We start from the raw sequence: 21,710 nt of genomic DNA on the forward strand, positions 1-21,710 counted from the left end.
AAGCCGGCCATCAGGGCGCGGCCTGGCGTGCTTTCGGGGCAGATTATCGCAAGCAGGAGGCGCGTCCACGGAAATTGCGGTCGCCTCACTGCTCGTGCTTCGGGCGCTCGATGCGGATGACCTGCGGTTCGCCGACAAGATAGCCATCGGTCTTGATCGCCGCCACCGCCTTGCGCACCGAATCCTCCATGGTCGCATGAGTGACGAGGATGATGGTCTGCTGGTCGGACGGCGACACGTGCTGCTTGGAGCGCTGGACGATCGATTCCAGCGAAATATGGTTTTCCGCCATGTGGCCGGCAATGCTGGCGAAGACGCCCGTGCGGTCCTGCACGCTGAGACGAATGAAGTAGCCGCCCTCATGGCTCTGCATCTGCGCCTTGCGGTAAGGCTCGAGCGACTTGGCGGGATGGCCGAGCACGGGCACGCGCTGCGTGCCGGGCTGGCTCTTGGCAATGTCGGCGATATCGCCGAGCACGGCCGATGCCGTGGCATTGCCGCCGGCGCCGGGGCCGACCATCAGCAGTTCGCCGAGAATATCGGATTCGATCGCCACCGCATTGGTCACGCCGTCAACCTGCGCGATGACTGAATCGAGCGGCACCATCGTCGGATGAACGCGCTGCTCGATGCCGGTCTCGGTGCGCTGGGCAACGCCGAGCAGCTTGATCCGGTAGCCGAGATCGGCGGCAGCCCGGATATCCTCGATGGAGATGTTGGAGATGCCCTCGAGATAGATGTCGTCGGCGGCAAGGCGGTTGCCGAAGGCGAGCGTCGTCAGGATCGCCAGTTTATGCGCCGTATCGTTGCCGTCGATGTCGAAGGCAGGGTCGGCCTCGGCATAGCCGAGCCGCTGGGCTTCCTTCAGGCAATCGGCAAACGACAGGCCTTCCTTCTCCATCCGCGTCAGGATGTAATTGCAGGTGCCGTTCATGATGCCGTAGATGCGCGAAATCGTGTTGCCCGTCAGCGACTCGCGCAAGGCCTTGATGACCGGAATGCCGCCGGCGACGGCCGCTTCGAAGTTCAAAAGCGTGCCCTTCTCCTCGGCGATCTCGGCAAATTCGACGCCGTGATAGGCAAGCAGCGCCTTGTTGGCGGTAACCACATGCAGACCGCGAGCCAGCGCCGCGCGCACCGATGCATTGGCCGCGCCCTCGGAACCGCCGATCAGTTCGACAAAGACATCGATATCGGCCTTGTGGGCGAGATCGACCGGACCGTCGAACCATTCGACGCCATCGAGATCGATGCCGCGATCCTTGCTGCGATCCCGCGCCGAGACGGCGACGATCCTGATCGGGCGCCCGCAGGTGGCCGTCAGCTCGGCGCTGCGCTGCTGAATGATACGGACAAGCGAGGCACCAACGGTGCCCAAGCCCGCAATGCCGATTTTGAGGGCATCTGCCATGATCGATCCTGATATGTCACGAAGCGGCAGCCGCATGGCGGCTGCCCTTGAAGTTAGCGGTGGGCGTTGAGCGAGATCACGTTGTGCATGGTCTCGTCTGCCGTCGATAGAAAGCGTTTCAGATTGCGCGCCGCCTGGCGGATGCGGTGTTCGTTTTCCACCAGCGCGATGCGGACATAGTCGTCACCCATCTCGCCGAAGCCGATGCCGGGCGCAACCGCAATGTCGGCCTTCTCGACCAGCAACTTGGAAAACTCCAGGCTGCCGAGATGGCGAAACTTCTCGGGGATCTTTGCCCAGGCGAACATCGTTGCTGCCGGCGGCGGGATCTCGAAGCCGGCTTTGCCAAAACTCTCGACCAGCACATCGCGGCGGCGCTTGTAGATCGAGCGCACCTCGGCAATGTCGGACCCGTCGCCGTTCAGCGCGTGGGTCGCGGCCACCTGGATCGGCGTGAATGCGCCGTAGTCGAGATAGGATTTCACCCGCGTCAGCGCTGCAACCAACCGCTCGTTGCCGACGGCAAAACCCATGCGCCAACCGGGCATGGAAAAGGTCTTCGACATCGAGGTGAACTCAACGGCGACATCGATGGCCCCGGGCACTTCGAGAACCGAAGGCGGCGGGGCGTTGTCGTCGAAATAGATTTCCGAATAGGCAAGGTCCGACAGCACGATGATGTCGTGTTTCTTCGCAAAGGCGATGACGTCCTTGTAGAAATCCAGCGTCGCAACATAGGCGGTCGGGTTGGACGGATAGTTGAGGATCAGCGCGATCGGCTTCGGGATCGAGTGCTTGACGGCCCGCTCCAGCGGCGGAAAGAAGCTTTCGTCCGGCTCGACCGACATCGAGCGGATGACGCCGCCAGCCATAAGGAAGCCGAAGGCATGGATCGGATAGGTCGGGTTCGGGCAGAGGATCACGTCGCCGGGCGCGGTGATTGCCTGCGCCATGTTGGCAAAGCCTTCCTTCGAGCCGAGCGTCGCCACGACCTGCGTGTCCGGGTTCAGCTTGACGCCGAAACGACGGGCGTAATAGCCGGCCTGCGCGCGACGCAGGCCTGGAATGCCCTTGGACGAGGAATAGCGATGGGTGCGCGGATCCTGCACGGCTTCGCAGAGCTTGTCGACGATCGACTGCGGGGTCGGCAGATCGGGGTTGCCCATGCCGAGATCGATAATGTCGGCACCGCCCGCTCGTGCGCTGGCCTTCAAACGGTTGACCTGTTCGAAGACGTACGGCGGCAGGCGACGGACTTTATGAAACTCTTCCATTTCTTCCCCCATGGGACGGCGGTGATCGAGGCGGCAATGAAGTTCGTCTGTCTCCGGGCAGCCGCGATACGAACCTCAGGATCGCGGCGCCATATTCTCGTTTGACGCGAGTGATGCGGTGAATTTGGGGCGAGCACGGCACACTTGCCGCCTCAAACCCGAACGATACATGCAAACGCTTCTTGATTGAACCCTTTGCGTGCAAATGGGCTTTTGCACAAGGTTACTTTTGGAGATCCGAGAGCGTCTGCTGCTGTTCGGCCTGCAGCTTGCGCATCTCAGCGACCTTGGCGTCGTACTGCGCCTGGGTAATCGCTCCGGAATTACGCGCGGCGCCGGCGGCCGTCAGCTGCTTGCGGATATCCAGCGCCTGCGGATCGGCGATCTGGACGTTGGCGGACGTGAGCGGGCCGTTGAAGGTAGGATAGCCGTCCTTGCCGTATTCTAGCGTCTTGGCGGCAGGTTCGCCCTTGCCCGTCTTCATCACCACGGCAGTCGGAGCGGCGCGCTTGCGGGCATCTTCCGCCTGCTTTTCGGCAATGGTCTTGCAGCCGGTCAGTGTCAGCGCAACGAGCCCGAAGACCACGGAATACCGGTAGAAACTTGCCACTATGCCGCTGCCTATCATCATTATCCTGCCCGGTCCCGCATTGCCCGGAACGACTGTTAAATTCGTCGTCCCAGCAAAGCAAGAGCAGGCGTGCCTGTCATTGGAACTTGTATTCCATTTCCCGGGCGATGTACAAACGGAAATGAGAGCAGCACCGCCGCCGGAGAATGACGCGTGAGCGACAGCAAACGGGACGATAGCAAGGGCGAACCGGCCAAATCCGCGTTCGACGCGGCATCGGCGGATCCCTATATCGTCAAGGATCCGGAGACGATGGCGTTGAATTTCGCCCGTGCCCTGGAGAATCTCGGCAAGGCTGCGTCCGCCTGGCTGGCCCCGCGCGAACGCGGCGAGCGGGTCGAAGGCAATGATTCGATGACCGACATGGTCAAGACGCTGTCGACCGTCTCGGATTATTGGATGTCCGACCCCCAGCGCAGCTTCGAGGCGCAGACCAAGCTCCTGTCCGGCTATTTTGGCCTGTGGACGCAATCGATGCAGCGGCTTTCGGAACCGCAAAGCGAACCGCCGCCGCAAGCGCCGATCAAGGACAAGCGGCTCTCCGGCGATGACTGGCAGAGCAATCCCTTCTTCGACTTCCTCCGCCAGACCTACCTCGTGACTTCCGACTGGGCGGACACGCTGGTGACTGAGGCCGAGGGGCTCGACGCGCACACCCGTCACAAGGCTTCGTTCTATGTCAGGCAGATCATGGCGGCGATCTCGCCCGCCAATTTCATCGCCACCAACCCGCAACTTTATCGCGAGACCGTCGCCTCGAATGCGGAGAACCTTGTGCGTGGCATGAAGATGCTGGCAGACGACATCGGTGCCGGCGGCGGCGACCTGAAGCTGCGCCAGACCGATCTCAGCCACTTCGCCATCGGCCGCAACCTGGCCATGACGCCGGGTAAGGTGGTGGCCGAGAGCGAGCTCTGCCAGATCGTCCAGTACGAGCCGGCAACCGAGACGGTCTTCAAACGTCCACTGCTGATCTGCCCGCCCTGGATCAACAAGTTCTACATCCTCGACCTCAACACGGAAAAATCCTTCATCAAGTGGTGCGTCGACCAGGGCCACACGGTTTTCGTCATTTCCTGGGTCAACCCGGATGCCCGCCATGCGGAGAAAGATTGGGCAGACTACATTCACGAGGGCATAGACTTCGCACTGGACGCGATCGAGACCGCGACCGGCGAAACCGAGGTGAATGCGATCGGCTACTGCGTCGGCGGCACGCTGCTGTCGTCGGCACTGGCGCTGCATGCGGCTGAAGGCATCGAGCGCGTCAAGTCCCTGACCCTCCTGACCTCACAGGTCGACTTCACCCATGCCGGCGATCTCAAGGTCTTCGTCGACGAGGACCAGCTGCAGGCGCTGGAAAAGCAGATGAGCCTGTCCGGCTATCTCGACGGCTCGAAGATGGCGACCGCCTTCAACATGCTGCGCGCCTCGGAGCTGATCTGGCCCTATTTCGTCAACAACTACCTGAAGGGCCAGGAACCCCTGCCCTTCGACCTGCTCTACTGGAACGGCGATTCGACCCGCATGGCAGCGGCCAATCACCTTTTCTACCTGCGCAACTGCTATCTGGATAATACGCTGAGCCAGGGCCGCATGGTGATCGACGGCAAGACGCTATCGCTCAAGGACGTCACCATTCCTGTCTATAACCTCGCTACCCGCGACGACCACATCGCACCGGCGAAATCGGTTTTTCTGGGCGGCTCGTTCTTCGGCGGCCCGGTCGATTTCGTGGTCGCCGGCTCCGGCCATATCGCCGGCATCGTCAATCCGCCAGAAAGGCGCAAGTACCAGTTCTGGTCCGAGGGTCCTTCGGGCGCAGACTTCGACGGCTGGATGGCTGGCGCCAGGGAGACCGCCGGCTCCTGGTGGCCGCACTGGCAGACGTGGATCGAGACACTCGATGCGACAAGGGTCGTCCCCCGCATCCCCGGCAACCACTCGCCGGTCCCCCTCGAGCCGGCGCCCGGCTCGTTTGTGATGCAGAAGACCTGACGGGCCTCGTTCACAAGACCTGACGGCCAACGGCCACCCTCCCCACAGAGTATCGCAATGCTGTTCGAACGCCCCCTCGTGCCGGCCCGGCTGATTGCCCGCTACAAGCGCTTTCTCTTCGACGCCGAACTGGAGAGCGGCGGCATCGTCACCGGCTTCTGCCCCAACACCGGCTCGATGCGCGGCCTGACGACACCGGGGTCGCTGATATGGCTCTCCGAGCACGACAGCCAGACGCGTAAATACCGTTATGTCTTCGAGTTGATCGAGGCAGACGGAACGCGCGTCGGCGTCAACACCGCCTTGCCCAACCGGCTTGCCGAGGAGGCCATCCGCGCCGGCCTCGTTGCCGATCTCGGCACCTATCCCGATCTGCGCCGCGAGCAGAAATACGGGCGCAATTCGCGTATTGACCTGCTGCTGGCCGCTCCCGGCAAGGCGCCAGCCTATGTCGAGGTCAAGAACGTCCACTTCGCCCGCACGCCCGGCCTCGCGGAATTTCCGGATTCGGTGACCTCCCGGGGTGCAAAGCATCTGGAGGAACTCGGCGACATGGTGGAACTCGGTCACCGCGCAGTGATGCTCTACGTCATACAGCGCGACGATTGCACCCGCTTCCGGATCTGCGATGACCTCGATCCGCAGTACGGCCGCGCCTATCTCAGGGCCCGGCAGCGCGGCGTCGAGGCCTTTGCGCTCAAATGCTCGATATCGCCGCTCGAAATCACGGCCGCAGGATTGATCCCCATGGACGAACCCGGCATAGCTGCATTACAAACTCAAACGGCAATTGTAGACTGAAGGCATATCATGGTGAACTATATCGAAGCAGCGACGGCATCGCCGAAGAATACCGGCGCCATCCGTCTCTACGGAGACGATGCTTTTGCCGGCATGCGCAAGGCCTGCCAGCTGACGGCACGCTGCCTCGACGAAATGGCTGCCCTCGTCGTTCCGGGCGTCGCCACCGACGTGCTCGACCGCTTCGTCTTCGAATTCGGCATGGACCACGGCGCCTACCCGGCGACGCTGAATTATCGCGGCTATACCAAGTCGAGCTGCACCTCGATCAACCACGTCGTCTGCCACGGCATTCCCAACGACAAGGGCCTGCGCGAAGGCGATATCGTCAACATCGACGTCACCTACGTGCTCGACGGCTGGCACGGCGATTCCAGCCGCATGTACCCGGTCGGTGTCATCAAGCGTTCGGCCGAACGACTGCTGGAGGTCACCTATCACTCGCTGATGCTCGGCATCGCGGCGGTCAAGCCGGGCGCCCGCATCGGCGCCATCGGCGAGGCGATCCAGACCTATGCCGAGGGTGAGCGCTGCTCGGTGGTGCGCGATTTCTGCGGCCACGGCGTTGGCAGCCTGTTTCACGATTCGCCCAACATCCTGCATTACGGCCGCGCCAGCGATGGCCCCGAGATGCGCGAAGGGATGATCTTCACCATCGAGCCGATGATCAATCTCGGCAAGCCGCACGTCAAGGTGCTTGCCGATGGCTGGACAGCCGTGACGCGCGACCGCTCGCTTTCGGCCCAGTACGAACACACCGTCGGCGTTACCTCGACGGGCTGCGAGATCTTTACGCTGTCGCCCGCCGGGCTCGATCGGCCGGGCCTTCCTCCTTATCAAGGGTGAACCATGGCCAAGCGCCCCGGTCTGGAAAACGGACATGGCGAGAGATCACCAGACAGCGAGGCCATACCGGGCGATAGCGAACCGGCGCTGTTCGACGAACGGATGTTCTTTGCCGAGCAGCCGGCCAAGACCGCCCAGCTGCGAAAACCCATCGACCTGCAGAAGGCCGACCCCATGGCCCATGTCCACGGTCATCGCGAACGGCTGCGGACGCGCTACCGGGAAAATGGCGATGCGGCGCTGGCCGACTACGAAATCCTCGAACTGCTGCTGTTCCGGCTGATTCCGCGCCGCGACACGAAGCCCATCGCCAAGGCGCTGATCGACCGCTTCCAGACGCTGGGCGGCGTCATGGGCGCGCCGATTGCGCTGCTGCAGGAGGTCAACGGCATCGGCGAGGCGGTGGCGCTTGATCTCAAGCTGATGGCCTCAGTCGCCCAGCGCATGCTGAAAAGCGAGATCCGTGGCAAGAAGGTGCTGGCCTCCTGGTCCTCCGTCATCGATTACTGCCACAGTGCCATGGCCTACGAAACCCGAGAGCAATTCCGCATCCTGTTCCTCGACAAGCGCAACACGCTGATCGCCGACGAGGTGCAGGGACGCGGCACCGTCGACCATACGCCGGTCTATCCGCGCGAGGTCGTCAAGCGGGCGCTGGAGCTGTCGGCAACGGCGATCATCCTCGTCCACAACCACCCCTCCGGCGACCCGACCCCGTCGCGCGCCGACATCGACATGACCAAGACCATCGTCGATACCGCCAAGCCGCTCGGCATCGTCGTCCACGACCACATCATCATCGGCAAGGACGGCCATGCGAGCTTCAAGGGGTTGCGGCTGATCTGAGGCCAGCAGGACCCTCACCGGCGCCCACGTTTCGGCGTGCCCTGTCACGATTTCATCATAGTTTCTTCAGGTGGCTGTCAGTCTGGTCTGGCAGAACGGCGATACTGCAGATCGCGGCATCTCCGGATGCTCGAGAGGTGCGGGAAAACCGATCGCTTTCACCTCGCCGGGCCTATGGAGCCGGCGCCCGGAGATACCATGCTGACAGCAGCTTCGCCGCGCCGCTTTTCATCCCTTCGCCTGATGGCGCGGGGATTTTTCATGTATGGGGTCCTGCCCCTTCTCGCCCTGATCGGCGGCTTCTATGCCCATATGATCTGGACCACGAATTTCCATCCGGTCATTTCAGGCGAACTCTACCGTTCGTCGCAGCCTTCTGCTGCCACGATTGCCGCACTGCAGAAGCAGTATGGCATCAAGACGATCATCAACCTGCGCGGCGAGAATGCCGGCCATGGCTGGTACGATGCCGAAGTTGCCGAAGCCAAGGAACTCGGTATCAACCACATCGACTTCCGCATGTCCTCGCGCCACGAGCTGACGCAGGAGCAGGCGGCAACACTGGTGCAATTGATGCGCGATGCACCGAAGCCGCTGCTGATCCATTGCCAGGCCGGCGCCGACCGCACGGGGCTTGCCACCGCCCTCTATCTTGCGGCGATCGACAAGACAACGGAGAAGGTTGCCGAAGGCCAGATGTCGATCATCTACGGCCATGTCTCGCTGCCGATCAGCGCCGCCTACCCGATGGACGAGACCTTCGAAAAGCTCGAACCCTGGCTCGGCCTCTCCAATTCGTGATTGTCCGCCGTTAGACAATCTGTAACACTGCTCCGGTACCGATTGAACTGCGTATATTGTGCGACGCACCACTGATTCGCATTCAATCCTGCGGGGCCATTCGATGTACCAATACGATCTTATTGTTATCGGCAGCGGTCCGGCTGGCCGCAGAGGCGCCATTCAGGCTGCCAAGCTCGGCAAGACGGTTCTGGTCATCGAGCAGGGCAAGCGCGTCGGCGGCGTCTCCGTCCACACCGGCACCATCCCTTCGAAGACACTGCGCGAAACGGCGCTCAACCTGTCCGGCTGGCGGGAACGCGGCTTCTACGGCCGCGCCTACCGCGTCAAGCAGCAGATCAGCGCCGAGGACCTGCGCCGCCGCCTGCTGATCACCCTCGACCACGAGGTCGAGGTGCTCGAGCACCAGTTTGCCCGCAATCACGTCCAGCACGTTCGCGGCAAGGCGAGCTTCGTCGATCCGCGCACGATCGAAATTACCAAGGACGACGGCGAGGTCGTGCGGGCGACGGCAACCAGCATCCTGCTTGCCGTTGGCACAAAACCTTTCCGCCCGAGCTACATGCCGTTCGACCACCAGACCGTGCTCGACAGCGACGAAATCCTCGAGATGGAAACGCTGCCGCGCTCGCTGATCGTCATCGGCGCCGGCGTCATCGGCATCGAATACGCGACGATCTTCTCCTCCCTTGACACGCAGGTCACTCTTCTCGATCCGAAATCGACGATGCTCGACTTCATCGACAAGGAGATCGTCGAGGATTTCACCTACCAGCTGCGCGATCGCAACATGAAGCTGCTGCTCGGCCAAAAAGCCGACAAGGTGGAGAAGCTCGAAAACGGCAAGGTCGAGGTCACCCTCGGCAGCGGCCGCCGCCTGGTGACCGACATGGTGCTGTTTGCCGCCGGGCGCATGGGCGCCACCGACGAGCTCAATCTGCCGGCCGCAGGCCTGGAGGCTGACAGCCGCGGCCGCCTCTCGGTCAACCCGGAAACCTTTGCCACCAGCGTGCCGCACATCTTTGCCGCCGGCGACGTCATCGGCTTTCCGAGCCTCGCCTCGACTTCGATGGAACAGGGCCGCATCGCTGCCCGCGTCGCCGTCGGCGCCATCGCCAAGGAGCCGCAGAAATATTTCCCCTACGGCATCTACGCCGTGCCGGAAATCTCCACCTGCGGCCTCACCGAGGAAGAGGTCAAGGAACGCGGCATCCCCTACGAATGCGGCATCGCTCGCTTCCGCGAAACCTCGCGTGGCCACATCATGGGGCTGGATACCGGCCTGCTGAAGATGATCTTCTCCTTGAAGACCCGCCGCCTGCTCGGCGTCCACATCGTCGGCGAAGGCGCCACCGAGCTGGTCCATATCGGCCAGGCCGTGCTCAACCTAAAGGGCACCGTCGAATATTTCGTTGAGAATACCTTCAACTACCCGACGCTGGCCGAAGCCTACAAGATCGCAGGCCTCGATGCAGGCAACCGCATGGGCGACATCAAGTCGGAGCTTTGAGGGTTTTCAACCGGCTGAAACCGGTTGAACCTAACCATCGCGGAAAAAACCACGCGATGGAATCCATCGGTGGGATCGAGCGGAAAGTCCGGAACAGGCGCTGAAAGCTGCCTCGCAGTGATAGTGGATTGAGTTTCTAAGTGACACCTCTCAGCGCCTCCCGTCCGGCCTGATACCGCCGGGTGGGACCCTCCGCACCCGCCAGCCGTTCCCATTCGAGCGGCTGACAGGTGCGTCTGCATCTCTGCACACAAGGGGTCTTTCGCAGCCCATTCGCCACGCTGTTCCCCTGGAGGTGACCTTACCTACGGTCGGAAAAGCAGCCTGCGTCCTGCCCCATCCCCAAACCGGCCCCGCTGAAACTGTCACGCCTGACAGCGACATCGGGACGATTGGAATATATTCCTATTTATCGGAGATGGGAAGCGAAATCTCGGAAGAGGCAAGATTGACGTCGGTTAGCGCCGCGCCAGCAAGCCCCCCTCTGTCACTGCGTGACATCTCCCCCACCAGGGGGGAGATTGGCTGGGGCAACTTTTTTTTGCAAAACCAGCACCGAACTCACAACGCCCTTCTGGTAAAACCGCGACCTATCGGCTGATCTCCCCCCTCGTGGGGGAGATGTCGGCGTCGCCGACAGAGGGGGGTGGCGCCACACCCTATGCAACGCGTTGCCCCAAACGCAAAAAGGCCCCGCCGCGAGCGGCAGGGCCTCCAAAACTTGCAGAGAGTTCCGAAAATCACTCGGCGGTGTCGTCGGTGGCCTTCTTCTTCGAAGCGGCCTTCTTCTTCGGAGCGGCTTCTTCGCCCTCGGCTTCGGAAGCGTCTGCCTTGGCAGCCTTCTTCTTCGGTGCCTTCTTGCCGTCGCTCTTCTCGGTGCTGTCGTCGTCTTCGGCGAGCAGCGCTTCCTTGGTGACCGTCTTGTCCGTCACGTCGACTTCGGAGAGCAGGTGGTCGATGACCTTTTCTTCGAAGATCGGCGCGCGCAGGTTGGCGGATGCGCCGGGCGTGTTGCGGAAGAATTCCAGGATTTCTTTTTCCTGGCCCGGGAACTGGCGGAGCTGTTCGTAAAGCGCGCGCTGCAGTTCGTCTTCGCTGACTTCGATGCCGGCCTTTTCGCCGATTTCGGAGAGAACGAGGCCGAGGCGGACGCGGCGTTCGGCAAGCTTCAGATACTCGGCGCGGGCTGCCTCTTCCGTCGTGTCTTCGTCTTCGAAGGTCTTGCCGCTTTCACCGAGATCGGTCTGGATCTGGCGCCAGATGCTTTCGAATTCGGCTTCGACGAGCTTCTGCGGGGTGTCGAACTGGTACATCTCGTCGAGCTGGTCGAGGATCTGGCGCTTGACCTTCTGACGCGTGACCGAGCCGTACTGGCTTTCGATCTGGCCGCGAACGATTTCCTTCAGGCGATCGGCCGATTCGAGGCCGAGCTTGGTGGCCAGTTCGTCGTTGATCTCGGTGGCGGCAGCAGAGGCCACGTCCTTGATCGTCAGGTCGAAGGTGGCTTCCTTGCCGGCCAGGTTCTTGGCTGGGTATTCGCTCGGGAAGGTGACCGTGATGACCTTCTCGTCGCCAGCCTTGACGCCGACGAGCTGCTCTTCGAAGCCGGGGATGAAGCGGTTCGAGCCGATGATCAGCTCGGCATTCTCATCCTTGCCGCCTTCGAAGGCTTCGCCGTCGACCTTGCCGAGGTAATCGAGCGTAACGCGGTCGCCATCGGCAGCTTGGCCTTCCTTGGTCTCGTAGGTGCGAGCGCTCTCGGCGATCTTCATGATCTGCTCGGTCACTTCGTCTTCGCCGATCTCGGCGACTTCGCGGATGACCTTGATGCCGTTCACTGGCTTCAGTTCGATCGCAGGGATGACTTCGTAGGACAGCGTGAATTCGAAGTCGGCTTCGGCAGCGAGGATCTTCTCGGCTTCGTCCTTGTCTTCGGTCATCGCGATTTCAGGCTGGGTGGCAGACTTTTCGCCGCGGCCGGTAAGGATCTGCGCCGGCTGGTCGCGAACGATCTCGTTGACGAGATCGGCCATGATCGACTTGCCGTACATCTTCTTCAGGTGCGCTGGCGGGACCTTGCCGGGACGGAAGCCGTTGATCTTGACCTTGTCCTTGACCTCTGCAAGGCGCTCGTTCATGCGGCCTTCCATGTCCTTGGCCGGAATTACGACCTTGATTTCGCGCTTCAGCCCTTCAGCCAGCGTTTCGATAACCTGCATTTTCTCAACCTTCATTTCGTAGCGGCGGTGCCCAGACAGCCGTTCGTTTCAATGAGCACGACGCCGGACCGACGACCGGGCGTGGCTTTTCATGCAATTCTCAAACATTTTGCAGGAGGCAAAATGGCGCGTCTTCTCGCAAGCCTTCGGATGAGACTGTATCAGCCTCCCCCGGCAGCAAAGCAGCCTTGGTGCGGGTAGAGAGACTTGAACTCCCACGCCTTGCGGCACCAGAACCTAAATCTGGCGTGTCTACCAATTTCACCATACCCGCGTCCCTAAAACCGCATAGCAATGCCTACGCATGAGGCCTTCCGGAGCGCGGCGTCTCTATATCACCCGTTTCAAACCGCGCAAAGGAAAAATGACAGTTGTGCGGACAGGATCGGGCAATCCCCGATTTTGTTCGAAAACGCTCAGTATAGCGGCTCTTCATACACAGGCTTGTTGTCGAGAAGCAGCGCTTTGATCTGTGCCGTGCCGCCCGGCGATACGCTGGCGGAGATGGCCATCCGGCCGTCCAGCTGCGCCTGCTCGAGCCTGTGCCCCTCGCCTTCCGGCACGTAATAGCTCTCGATCCCGTAATCGACCCGGATCGTCGCGGTATCGGCCGTCGGGCGATAATCGAAGGGCTTGCTGGCAAGCACGACAGTGCCGTCCTTGGGCGCCAGCGTCGCGAAGGATGATTCGGCGATGCCCCAGTAGCCATCCGCCTGCTTCGTCAGCCGCACCGAAAGCGTCTGCTCGCCCGCGACGCCAGGCCGCTCGCCCACCAGCGTCGACACCGGCACATTCGAGATATCGTAGTTGAGGATGACGTAGTCGCCACGCAAAAGATCGCGCGGATCGACCGGCGATGCCTTCAGCAGCACCTCGGAGCCGTTTCGCAGGATCGTCGCGCGACTGACGATCATGGTGCCGATCACAGCGGTCTGCAGCAGCGCCAATGCGATGGCAGCGATATAGGCGCGGCGAGCGAACGGCCGGCTCTCACTGGCGGCATCGATCAGAAAGCTCATGGCGTGACCTCCGGCGATGGGCTTGCAAAGCGGCGTTCCACGCGGATCACCAGCCATGCGACGACCGCAACCAGCAGTCCGGCAACCAGGAAGAAACCCGACGTCCCGATGATCGAGCCGATGGTTTCGGAGGCGAGAAACAGGATCTCCCCGGCAAACACCAGATAACCGGTGTAGCGCACCGCGCCGTTGTCCCGCCCGCAAAGAGCGATGGCGCCGACCGCGATGGCAAGGGTGGCAAGTCCCAGCGCAATGAGGCGGGGTCCGCTGACGATCTCGATATGCAGCAGCAGAAGACCGATGGCGACAATGCAGAATGTATAGAAGGCCGGCGTCGGCCCGGCAGTGCGCAGCATCCTTGCCAGCGGCGAAACCGGAACGCCGACGCACAGGAAGGCGACAAGCCCGATAACTGTGTAGAGCACCGCCATCCCCAACCCGTCGTTCAGGGAATAGATCCAGGTCAGCCAGCCGATCAAAAGCAGATAGACCAGATGCCGTGCCCGCCCGGCGCCGGTATAATAGATCAGCGCCAGCACGATGGCGGCCATCATCGGCGGCGCATATGGCGACCAGCCGATCCAGTTCGAAAGATTATTTTCCAGATAGAGCGCGAAATAAGCCCAGGCGAGAAAGCCGGCAACCACGACCTGGCTTCCCGAGCGAAACAGCAGGGCCGAGAGGCAGGCAAGCCCGAACCACATCAGCACCATCGTCATCTCGTCGCCCGAGAGATGATACATCTGCGCCACCAGCGACACGGCGCCGCCAAAGCTCAGGGTTGCCAGCAGCAGCATGGCGGCGGCCAGCGACGGCTGGTTGCGGGAGGAGAAGGCGGCACCGGACAGATAGAAGCCCCAGATCAGCAGCAGGCAACCAACGACCCGAACCAACCTCGGTATTTCCTCCCAGTTGGAAGCAACCAGCAGCAGGATGGCCGCAGCCACCAGCAGCGCTGCCAGCACCGAGAGAACACTGCCTAGACTGAAGCTCGCCGGACGGCTGTCGTAATCTGCCATGATGGCGGTTGCCTGGTCGCTCGCGAGCAAGCCCTTGTCCACCCAGCCACCGAGATCTCTCTGAAGTCTGCCGCGATACATTACTGCCTCATGCTGCACCCGGCGCCATCCGCCTCGCCATTCTCTATAGCGACCAAATGTGGCAGGTGGCAAATGCTGGCAAGCTTCGCCTTTTCGCTGCACGACATCAGGATGCGTCGAAATTTAACGCTCCGTTAGGATCGCTACATTATACTCGGCTAATGGAATGCAGGCTTGAGCAATCAGATATGCAACAGCAGCATGCCTGACAATCGATTGTAGAAGAGTAAACCCGGAGATCACGCCCGTGAAAGCGGGGCTCGTTGACAACTCCAAGCCACCGACCAATAGAACGCAGACTGACACGCAGACCGAGTTCGTGACGTTTCGGAGCCGCTCGTCCTCCCCGGCTGCTCCGATTGATCGGCAATCCTCCCCCATCCCTTGCTGATCCAAGCAAACAATGCCCACAGCTCCTCCCGCTGCGGGCATTGTTGTTTCCGTCACAAGCCCGCCCTCCGGGCATCCCTGACAAGCTCAGGCGGCCGACGCTGAGCGAATCGCCAATGGCGACCCACGCCGGCCGCACCCACGCACCCTGCATTTCTGGCAATGCGACAATTGCGCACATTTTATAACCAATCATGGTGCAAATAGTGGCAAGCAATGCGTCTTACGCATGGGTGGCATGATGCATTGACGCTTTTGGTTTTCGCGGCATGCGGTATATTCAGCCTCAGTAGAAAGAAGCCAGCGCAAACGATTGCTGCTGGCGGATCAAACCCTCGGAAAGGGGCTTACCATGAACATCACACGCTCTTACAACAACTGGCGCAAGTATCGTCAGACCGTTACCGAACTCGGCCGCATGAGCACACGCGAACTGCACGACCTCGGCATCGACCGTTCTGACATCCACCGCGTTGCCCGCGAAGCCACTGGTCGCTAAGTAGACCCTGGCATCGCCACCTGCGATAGCCTTACAACGCCCGTTGCGGATCCCGCGGCGGGCGTTCTTTTTTGTCTTTTATCAACCGGCGCCGTGTCACTGAAACCTACGCTATTTTGTCGCCTAAATTTTAAGTCGCGACTGTTATTTATGCGGCGTAGTGCACAAACGCATGGCAGTAGCCTTTTAATTGCACTGCACATTTTTCGGTCTATCGCCTATATAGAGGTCAACCGATGACACGGCAATCAAGCCTGTCTCAAACCTGATAGAACCGAGGATACCACCATGAACCCGATCCGTATTGCCAAGAGCTGGATTTCCTACCGCCGCACACTGAGCGAACTCGGCAGCCTGTCGAACCAGACGCTCTCCGACATCGGCATCAGCCGCTACGAAATCCGCAACATTGCCAACCGCTCGTTCCGTTAATAGTCTACGGAACGTTCTTCTAAAAACGGCGCCCGGGTGGCGCCGTTTTTGATTCTGAAGTTTTTGATTCTGGCGTTTTTGATTCCGGGTGATTGGAAGCGGCGAGCCATCGTGCTATTCAGCCGCCCATGAAAACAACCCTATCTCCCATCCACGTCATCGGCGGCGGCCTTGCAGGCTCGGAAGCCGCCTGGCAGATCGCAGCCTCCGGTATACCGGTAATCCTGCACGAAATGCGCGGCGTTCGCGGCACCGATGCTCATAAGGGCGACGACCTCGCAGAACTCGTCTGCTCCAATTCCTTCCGCTCCGACGATGCCACCAGCAATGCCGTCGGCGTCATCCATGCGGAAATGCGGCTGGCCGGTTCGCTGATCATGGCCTGCGCCGATCGCAACCAGGTGCCGGCCGGCGGCGCACTCGCCGTCGACCGTGACGGCTTTGCCGCCGATGTCACGCGGGAAGTCGAAAGCAACCCGCTGATTACCGTCGTTCGCGAGGAAATCACCGGACTGCCCCCGAAGGAATGGGATCAGGCGATCATCGCCACGGGACCATTGACCGCGCCGGGCCTTGCGGCCGCGATCCAGGCGGAAACCGGCGCCGATGCGCTGGCTTTCTTCGATGCGATTGCGCCGATCGTCTACCGCGACAGCATCGACATGGATATCTGCTGGTTCCAGTCTCGTTACGACAAGGTCGGCCCCGGCGGTGACGGCAAGGACTACATCAACTGTCCTATGGACGAAGCCCAGTACAATGCCTTCATAGATGCGCTGATCGGCGGCGACGCCGTCGGCTTCAAGGAATGGGAAGGCACCCCCTATTTCGACGGATGCCTGCCGATCGAGGTCATGGCCGAGCGCGGTCGCGAGACGCTTCGCCACGGGCCGATGAAGCCGATGGGGCTGACGAACGCCCACAACCCGACTGTCAAGGCCTATGCAGTCGTCCAGTTGCGCCAGGACAATGCGCTGGGTTCGCTCTACAACATGGTCGGCTTCCAGACGAAACTGAAATATGGCGCGCAGGCGGATATCTTCCGCATGATCCCCGGCCTGCAGAATGCCGAGTTTGCCCGCCTGGGCGGCCTTCACCGCAATACCTACATCCACTCGCCGGTGCTGCTCGATCACTCGCTGGCGCTGAAGTCGCGGCCGGGCCTGCGTTTTGCCGGACAGATCACCGGCTGCGAGGGCTATGTCGAAAGTGCCAGCATCGGGCTTCTCGCCGGACGGTTCGCAGCTGCTGAACGCCTCGGGAAAACGCCGAGCCTGCCGCCGGCCACCACTGCGCTCGGCGCACTTCTCAACCACATTACCGGTGGCCATATCGTCAGTGACGAGGAGCCCGGCAAGCGCTCGTTCCAGCCGATGAACATCAATTTCGGATTGTTCCCGGAGCTCGAACCCGGTTCGATCGTCAAGCCGGAAGGCATCAAGCGCTTTCGCGGCAAGGACAAGACGATCATGAAGCGGCAGCTGGTGGCAAAGAGAGCGCTGGCGAATTGCGCTCAATGGCTCGGTCTTGAGCCGGCTGCCGAACCAGTCGAGGCCATGGCCGCTCAGGGCTGATTGGCAGCTGTCTTTTCCGGCAGGACGAGATCATCGGTCGCGATATAGTTGCCGAGCAGCCACAGCGACACCTCGGCAGCCTCCTTTGCCGAGGTGAATTCGTAAGTGCCGTTGTGATGCGGCACGTCGAGGAAATCGATGGTGATGCGGCGATGGTCGGCTGCATCCCGCACCCGCGCCCTGCCCGGCTCGATCACGTGGCAGGCGAAATGCTTGCCGAGATCCTTCATGAAGCCCGCCTTGTTGTCGTGCAGGCGGACGAACAGCGCCTTGCCGTCTCTCGTCTTCTGCAGCTGGCGGATCGCCTCGGTCGGGAAGGCCCGGCCGAATTCGAGGATGGCGAGACCGAGGTCGTTGAGGCTCTCTTCCTTGTCCTGCGCCACCATGCGGGTGGCGTAGAACCCGAAACCTACGACAGCAACAAAGATCGCCAACCAGATAAACATTGCCATGGCGATTCTCCCTTAAGGACGAGTACGTTGAAGCCGCATAGCGCGCGAGACTTGCGCGAGTTTGACGGGCGTCAGAACTTTCCGCGCATCGCGGCGACGGCCATGACGAGCTGGCGACGCCATTGCGACGCTTGTATCGGCCGATCGAGAATGCCGGCGCCGAGTTTCTGCGCCTTGCGAAGGATAGGCCCTGCCAGCGCAACAGGCAAGAAGGCCGGCATGAGGCCGGGTGCGACGGGCGCTGAGGCGCGGGCTTTGGCCAGATGCTCCTGCCCGAGACCTGCAAATGCGTCGATGGCAGCGGTGATCCGGGAGATATCCTTGCCCGCGAGAAAGCTGTCACGGTCGAGCCCGACGGCGGAGAGGATTTCCAGCGGCAGGTAGAGCTGGCCACGATGGCGATGCAGCGGCATCAGCAGCAGACAGCCGGCGATCGCCTGGGCGACGCCCGCATGGCCGGCAGCATCGGTCGAGCGGACGGCATCGGACGGCGACAGCACCAGGCCGGCCAGCTGTATCAGCGCCGATGCGGTCTCGCCCGCATAGCCTTCGAGGGCATTCCGGTTTTCCATCGGGTCGTCATAGAGATCGAAGATCCGGGCGTCGATCATGTTGACCAGCGTGGCGCGTGGCAGCCTGTGTGCCTCGATTGCCTGCAACAACTCCGACGCCAGAGGATTGGCCTCGGTCGACCCGTGCGACTGGCCTTCGAGCAGGTCGCGCCAGTATTGCAGTCGCACTTCGCCGGGCAGTGGCTCGTGGACCAGATCGCGAATGCGGGCAAGTTCGGCATGAAAACCATAAAGTGCGGCCAACGGCCGGCGCTTGTCCTCCGGCGACAGCAGGCACGCGAGATAACGGTCGCGATCGGTGTCGCGAAGGGTGGCGAGGCAGATCTCCTCGTTGCTGCGAAGCGCTGCCGCCATCTCGGGCCCCTAGTCGACGGCGATCAGGGCGCAGGCAACCGCCCGCGATTCGGACAGCATGATGTTGAAGGTCCGCACTGCTGCTCCCGTATTCATCGGATCCGACGACATGCCGGCATCGCGAAACGCCGTCTTCAGCGCCTGCGGCAAGGGTCGCATGTCGTCACCGGTGCCGACCAGCAGGAATTCGATCTCGGCAGCCTCATCGATGACCTTCTGGAAGCGATCCGGCGTCAGTGCATCGGCGGCCGTCATGTCCCAGCCGTAGATGCCAGACGGCAGGCAGAGGATCGAGCCGCGATGTGACATGTCGGCAAAACGAAAGCCGCCATTGCCATAGACGTCGATCGGCGCGCGGCCGGGAAAATGGGCGGAGCGGATCTCTATGCCACGGGCCATCAGGCCACCGCCTTGCCGGCTGGCGGCACATCAGGCTGCGGACCGGGCTGCACACCGCGCGGCCGAAGCTTGAAGGCGATCAGCACCGGTGCGGCGATATAGATCGACGAGAAGGTGCCGACCGCAACGCCGAAGAACATCACGAAGGTGAACGAGCGGATGACCTCGCCGCCGAAGATCGACAGCGCCAGCAGCGCCAGCAATGTGGTTGCCGCCGTCAGCACGGTGCGCGACAGGGTCTGGTTGATCGACGCATCGATGAGGATCGGCAACGGCATCTGCTTGTAGTGCCTGAGGTTTTCACGCATCCGGTCGTAGACGACGACGGTATCGTTGAGCGAATAGCCGATGATCGTCAGCACCGCTGCGATGCTCGTTAGGTTGAATTCGATACCGGTGACAACGAACAGGCCGAAGGTCAGGATGATATCGTGCAGGGTGGCGATAATCGCGCCCAGCGCATACTGCCAGGCAAACCGCACCCAGATGTAGATGAAGATCGCCGCCAGGGAGGCCATCACGCCGAACGTACCCGCCCTCGTCAGTTGGCCCGAGATTGCCGGACCCACCACCTCGACACGGCGGAACTCGTACTTGTCCTGCAATTCGCCACGCACCAGCGTGACCGCCGACTGCTCGGCATTTTCGCCGCCATCCTGCGACTGCAGACGGATCAGCGCACCGGTCGCATTGCTGATCGGTTGCGCCTGCACATCGCCGATATTCAGCTGCCCGAGCCGCGTCTTGATATCCGGGATATCGACCTTGCCCTGCTTGGCACGAACCTCGATCAGCGAGCCGCCGGTAAAATCGACACCGAGATGCATGCCGAACGAGAAGAAACCAATCATCGACAGCACCGAAAGCACGGCCGAGATCGTGAAAGTATAGCGGCGGATGCCCATGAAGCGGATATTGGCACCGTCGAAGACAGCAGTCCGCACACCCTTCGGCAAATGCTTGGGCCGGCGGCGCTTGATCCAGATAGCAATCAGCCAGCGCGTCAGCGTGAAAGCCGTAAACAGCGACGCGATGATGCCGATCCCGAGCGTCACGGCAAAGCCGCGCACGGGACCGCTCCCCATGGAGAACAGGATGGCAGCGGCAATCAGGGTCGTAACATTGGCATCGATGATGGTCGTGTAGGCGCGCGCAAATCCGCTTTCGCAAGCCTGCACGAACGGCGTCCCACCTTTCAGCTTTTCGCGTATACGCTCATAGATCAGCACGTTCGAATCGACCGCCAGGCCCATCGTGAAGATGATGCCGGCGATACCGGGCAAGGTCAGCGTCGCCTGGAAAAGGCTGAGGATCGCCATGATAAGAATGATGTTGAAGACCAGCGCCGCAGTCGCGAAACCACCAAGCGAACCATAGAAGAACACCATGAAGGCAACCACGGCCAGCGCGCCGACGATGCCGGCGATGATGCTGGCCCGGGCGGAATCCGCGCCGAGCCCGGGCTCGACAGTGCGCTCCTCGACGACGGTCAGCGTTGCCGGCAACGAGCCGGAGTGCAGGAGGATAACCAGATCGGCAGCCCCCTCGGGCGAAAAATTGCCTGCCAGCATGCCCTTGCCATCGGTCACGGGCTGCTTGATCAGCGGCGCCGAGATCACCTGGTCGTCAAGCACGGCGACATAGGATTTTCCGACGTTCTTCGCCGTCGCCTGTGCGAATGCCTGGGTGGCCTTCGCGTCAAGCTGGAAGGTCACGACATTCTGCTTGGTCTGGGTATCCAGCATCGGCTCGGCGGCGATGATGCTCTGGTCGTTGGCAACGGGCCGCTTGAAGGCAAGGTAGCTTTCCGGCGGATCGTCCTGTGAATACAGTACTTCGGAATTTGCCGGTGGCTGGGTGTCGATCGCCGTCTGCACCGGCATGCTGGTATCCAGCATGTTGAAAGTCAGCTTGGCCGGCTGGTTCAGCAGCGTCTTCAGCCGCTGGGGATCGGTCAGGCCGGGCACCTCGACGATGAGCCGGTCGTTGCCCTGCCGCTGGATCAGCGGCTCGCGGCGGCCGACCTGCTTGACGCGGCTGCGAACCACTTCGATCGACTGGTCTAGCGCCTCTGCAGTACGGAAGGCGATGCCTTCGTTTGTCAGTGCCACGGTAATCAGGCCGCCATCGCCGGGGACGACGGTCGCCTCGCGGATTGAACCGCCAGTGGCCGAACTGCCGACGCTGTCGGTCAAAGGCTTGAGTGCATCGGTTGCCGCCGCCATCTGGCCGACGTCGGTCAGGTGCATGGTGATGGTCTGGACGGTACCGGAAAGATCGACGGTGGGAATTTTCGCATCACGCAGCCGACGGGCGACATCGTTGATCGTCGATTGCAGCCGGGCGGCGACGATCTCGTCGCGCTCGATCTTCAGCGAGATCCGCGATCCGCCCTGGAGGTCGAGACCGAGGATTGCCTTGTGGTGCGGCAGCCAGCTCGGGAAACGCTCGAGCTGGCGGTCGCTGAACAGGTTGGGAAGTGCGACGAGGACGCTGGCAACGACGGCAAGCCAAACGAGGATTGTCTTCCAGCGGGAGAATTGCAGCATGGCGTTCTCGACTTTACTATTCGTCGCGACGCG

The 21,710-nt window shown here is 61.6% G+C and carries 19 protein-coding genes and 1 tRNA gene; 9 read left to right on the plus strand and 11 right to left on the minus strand.

All coding sequences use genetic code 11. The features are described from left to right. Positions 1 to 85: 85 nt before the first annotated feature. The 3 genes from PR017_RS08145 to PR017_RS08155 form a co-directional block, all read right to left on the minus strand. Entirely contained in the window at positions 86 to 1,411 is a 1,326-nt protein-coding gene (locus PR017_RS08145) for a homoserine dehydrogenase (RefSeq protein ID WP_111221981.1), read from the minus strand. Positions 1,412 to 1,464: 53 nt separating this feature from the next. Continuing rightward, on the minus strand, positions 1,465 to 2,685 hold the full coding sequence (locus PR017_RS08150; protein ID WP_111221773.1) for an LL-diaminopimelate aminotransferase: 1,221 nt from the start codon (positions 2,683 to 2,685) through the stop codon (positions 1,465 to 1,467). A gap of 223 nt (positions 2,686 to 2,908) precedes the next feature. Further along, positions 2,909 to 3,316 (minus strand): hypothetical protein, encoded by a 408-nt coding sequence (locus PR017_RS08155; protein WP_240539100.1) that lies wholly within the window; start codon positions 3,314 to 3,316, stop codon positions 2,909 to 2,911. 153 nt (positions 3,317 to 3,469) lie between these two features. On the opposite strand from PR017_RS08155, the gene phaC reads away from it, so the two are divergent. The 6 genes from phaC to sthA all read left to right on the plus strand — a co-directional run bounded on the left by phaC (position 3,470) and on the right by sthA (position 10,118). Then, positions 3,470 to 5,314, plus strand: coding sequence for a class I poly(R)-hydroxyalkanoic acid synthase (gene phaC / locus PR017_RS08160; RefSeq protein WP_111221772.1), 1,845 nt, complete (start codon positions 3,470 to 3,472; stop codon positions 5,312 to 5,314). 57 nt (positions 5,315 to 5,371) lie between these two features. Then, a complete protein-coding gene (gene sfsA, locus PR017_RS08165; RefSeq protein WP_111221771.1) occupies positions 5,372 to 6,115 on the plus strand; it encodes a DNA/RNA nuclease SfsA in 744 nt (247 codons plus the stop codon). 9 nt (positions 6,116 to 6,124) lie between these two features. Then, positions 6,125 to 6,961 (plus strand): type I methionyl aminopeptidase, encoded by an 837-nt coding sequence (gene map / locus PR017_RS08170; RefSeq protein WP_111221770.1) that lies wholly within the window; start codon positions 6,125 to 6,127, stop codon positions 6,959 to 6,961. 3 nt (positions 6,962 to 6,964) lie between these two features. Continuing rightward, the gene (radC, locus tag PR017_RS08175) at positions 6,965 to 7,807 is read left to right on the plus strand and encodes a RadC family protein (RefSeq protein ID WP_111221769.1); all 843 of its coding nucleotides are present in this window, start codon (positions 6,965 to 6,967) and stop codon (positions 7,805 to 7,807) included. A 198-nt stretch (positions 7,808 to 8,005) separates the two neighbouring features. Next, positions 8,006 to 8,608 carry a dual specificity protein phosphatase family protein gene (locus PR017_RS08180; RefSeq protein ID WP_206423216.1) on the plus strand — a complete coding sequence of 201 codons (603 nt, stop codon included), beginning with the start codon at positions 8,006 to 8,008 and terminating at the stop codon, positions 8,606 to 8,608. A 103-nt stretch (positions 8,609 to 8,711) separates the two neighbouring features. Beyond that, the gene (gene sthA, locus PR017_RS08185; RefSeq protein WP_111221768.1) at positions 8,712 to 10,118 is read left to right on the plus strand and encodes a Si-specific NAD(P)(+) transhydrogenase; all 1,407 of its coding nucleotides are present in this window, start codon (positions 8,712 to 8,714) and stop codon (positions 10,116 to 10,118) included. Positions 10,119 to 10,858: 740 nt separating this feature from the next. Here sthA and tig read toward each other — a convergent pair. The 4 genes from tig to PR017_RS08205 all read right to left on the minus strand — a co-directional run bounded on the left by tig (position 10,859) and on the right by PR017_RS08205 (position 14,456). After that, positions 10,859 to 12,337, minus strand: coding sequence for a trigger factor (gene tig, locus PR017_RS08190; protein ID WP_111221978.1), 1,479 nt, complete (start codon positions 12,335 to 12,337; stop codon positions 10,859 to 10,861). 189 nt (positions 12,338 to 12,526) lie between these two features. Then, positions 12,527 to 12,611, minus strand: a tRNA-Leu gene (locus tag PR017_RS08195). 142 nt (positions 12,612 to 12,753) lie between these two features. After that, positions 12,754 to 13,356 (minus strand): GDYXXLXY domain-containing protein, encoded by a 603-nt coding sequence (locus PR017_RS08200; RefSeq protein WP_111221767.1) that lies wholly within the window; start codon positions 13,354 to 13,356, stop codon positions 12,754 to 12,756. After that, positions 13,353 to 14,456 (minus strand): DUF2157 domain-containing protein, encoded by a 1,104-nt coding sequence (locus PR017_RS08205; RefSeq protein ID WP_111221766.1) that lies wholly within the window; start codon positions 14,454 to 14,456, stop codon positions 13,353 to 13,355. Before PR017_RS08205 ends, PR017_RS08200 begins: the two co-directional genes overlap by 4 nt. 742 nt (positions 14,457 to 15,198) lie before the next feature. Here PR017_RS08205 and PR017_RS08210 point away from each other — a divergent pair. The 3 genes from PR017_RS08210 (at position 15,199) to trmFO (ending at position 17,351) form a co-directional block, all read left to right on the plus strand. Continuing rightward, complete coding sequence (locus PR017_RS08210) at positions 15,199 to 15,345, plus strand: DUF1127 domain-containing protein (protein ID WP_111221764.1); 147 nt, start codon at positions 15,199 to 15,201, stop codon at positions 15,343 to 15,345. A 288-nt stretch (positions 15,346 to 15,633) separates the two neighbouring features. Then, the gene (locus PR017_RS08215; protein WP_111221763.1) at positions 15,634 to 15,777 is read left to right on the plus strand and encodes a DUF1127 domain-containing protein; all 144 of its coding nucleotides are present in this window, start codon (positions 15,634 to 15,636) and stop codon (positions 15,775 to 15,777) included. Between the two features lie 128 nt (positions 15,778 to 15,905). Then, positions 15,906 to 17,351, plus strand: a complete 1,446-nt coding sequence (gene trmFO, locus PR017_RS08220) for a methylenetetrahydrofolate--tRNA-(uracil(54)-C(5))-methyltransferase (FADH(2)-oxidizing) TrmFO (RefSeq protein ID WP_111221762.1) — start codon at positions 15,906 to 15,908, stop codon at positions 17,349 to 17,351. On the opposite strand, the gene PR017_RS08225 is transcribed toward trmFO, so the two are convergent. The 4 genes from PR017_RS08225 to secDF all read right to left on the minus strand — a co-directional run bounded on the left by PR017_RS08225 (position 17,342) and on the right by secDF (position 21,677). Continuing rightward, positions 17,342 to 17,803 carry a hypothetical protein gene (locus PR017_RS08225; protein ID WP_111221761.1) on the minus strand — a complete coding sequence of 154 codons (462 nt, stop codon included), beginning with the start codon at positions 17,801 to 17,803 and terminating at the stop codon, positions 17,342 to 17,344. The genes trmFO and PR017_RS08225 overlap by 10 nt on opposite strands. A gap of 71 nt (positions 17,804 to 17,874) precedes the next feature. After that, positions 17,875 to 18,729 carry a phytoene/squalene synthase family protein gene (locus PR017_RS08230; RefSeq protein ID WP_111221760.1) on the minus strand — a complete coding sequence of 285 codons (855 nt, stop codon included), beginning with the start codon at positions 18,727 to 18,729 and terminating at the stop codon, positions 17,875 to 17,877. 9 nt (positions 18,730 to 18,738) lie between these two features. Next, entirely contained in the window at positions 18,739 to 19,128 is a 390-nt protein-coding gene (locus tag PR017_RS08235; protein ID WP_111221759.1) for an Mth938-like domain-containing protein, read from the minus strand. After that, entirely contained in the window at positions 19,128 to 21,677 is a 2,550-nt protein-coding gene (gene secDF / locus PR017_RS08240; protein WP_111221758.1) for a protein translocase subunit SecDF, read from the minus strand. Before secDF ends, PR017_RS08235 begins: the two co-directional genes overlap by 1 nt. Between the last annotated feature and the right edge of the window lie 33 nt (positions 21,678 to 21,710).

Source organism: Rhizobium tumorigenes (genome assembly GCF_003240565.2).
Classification (GTDB): domain Bacteria; phylum Pseudomonadota; class Alphaproteobacteria; order Rhizobiales; family Rhizobiaceae; genus Rhizobium; species Rhizobium tumorigenes.

Excerpts from the sequence above, each read along its gene's own strand:
- radC (WP_111221769.1), top strand. The coding sequence starts at position 6,965 with ATGGCCAAGCGCCCCGGTCTGGAAAACGGACATGGCGAGAGATCACCA.
- PR017_RS08210 (WP_111221764.1), top strand. The coding sequence starts at position 15,199 with ATGAACATCACACGCTCTTACAACAACTGGCGCAAGTATCGTCAGACC.
- PR017_RS08180 (WP_206423216.1), top strand. The coding sequence starts at position 8,006 with ATGCTGACAGCAGCTTCGCCGCGCCGCTTTTCATCCCTTCGCCTGATG.
- PR017_RS08235 (WP_111221759.1), bottom strand. The coding sequence starts at position 19,128 with ATGGCCCGTGGCATAGAGATCCGCTCCGCCCATTTTCCCGGCCGCGCG.
- PR017_RS08155 (WP_240539100.1), bottom strand. The coding sequence starts at position 3,316 with ATGATGATAGGCAGCGGCATAGTGGCAAGTTTCTACCGGTATTCCGTG.
- PR017_RS08215 (WP_111221763.1), top strand. The coding sequence starts at position 15,634 with ATGAACCCGATCCGTATTGCCAAGAGCTGGATTTCCTACCGCCGCACA.
- PR017_RS08200 (WP_111221767.1), bottom strand. The coding sequence starts at position 13,356 with ATGAGCTTTCTGATCGATGCCGCCAGTGAGAGCCGGCCGTTCGCTCGC.
- sthA (WP_111221768.1), top strand. The coding sequence starts at position 8,712 with ATGTACCAATACGATCTTATTGTTATCGGCAGCGGTCCGGCTGGCCGC.
- PR017_RS08230 (WP_111221760.1), bottom strand. The coding sequence starts at position 18,729 with ATGGCGGCAGCGCTTCGCAGCAACGAGGAGATCTGCCTCGCCACCCTT.
- map (WP_111221770.1), top strand. The coding sequence starts at position 6,125 with ATGGTGAACTATATCGAAGCAGCGACGGCATCGCCGAAGAATACCGGC.
- sfsA (WP_111221771.1), top strand. The coding sequence starts at position 5,372 with ATGCTGTTCGAACGCCCCCTCGTGCCGGCCCGGCTGATTGCCCGCTAC.
- PR017_RS08205 (WP_111221766.1), bottom strand. The coding sequence starts at position 14,456 with ATGTATCGCGGCAGACTTCAGAGAGATCTCGGTGGCTGGGTGGACAAG.
- secDF (WP_111221758.1), bottom strand. The coding sequence starts at position 21,677 with ATGCTGCAATTCTCCCGCTGGAAGACAATCCTCGTTTGGCTTGCCGTC.
- PR017_RS08145 (WP_111221981.1), bottom strand. The coding sequence starts at position 1,411 with ATGGCAGATGCCCTCAAAATCGGCATTGCGGGCTTGGGCACCGTTGGT.
- trmFO (WP_111221762.1), top strand. The coding sequence starts at position 15,906 with ATGAAAACAACCCTATCTCCCATCCACGTCATCGGCGGCGGCCTTGCA.
- PR017_RS08150 (WP_111221773.1), bottom strand. The coding sequence starts at position 2,685 with ATGGAAGAGTTTCATAAAGTCCGTCGCCTGCCGCCGTACGTCTTCGAA.
- tig (WP_111221978.1), bottom strand. The coding sequence starts at position 12,337 with ATGCAGGTTATCGAAACGCTGGCTGAAGGGCTGAAGCGCGAAATCAAG.
- PR017_RS08225 (WP_111221761.1), bottom strand. The coding sequence starts at position 17,803 with ATGGCAATGTTTATCTGGTTGGCGATCTTTGTTGCTGTCGTAGGTTTC.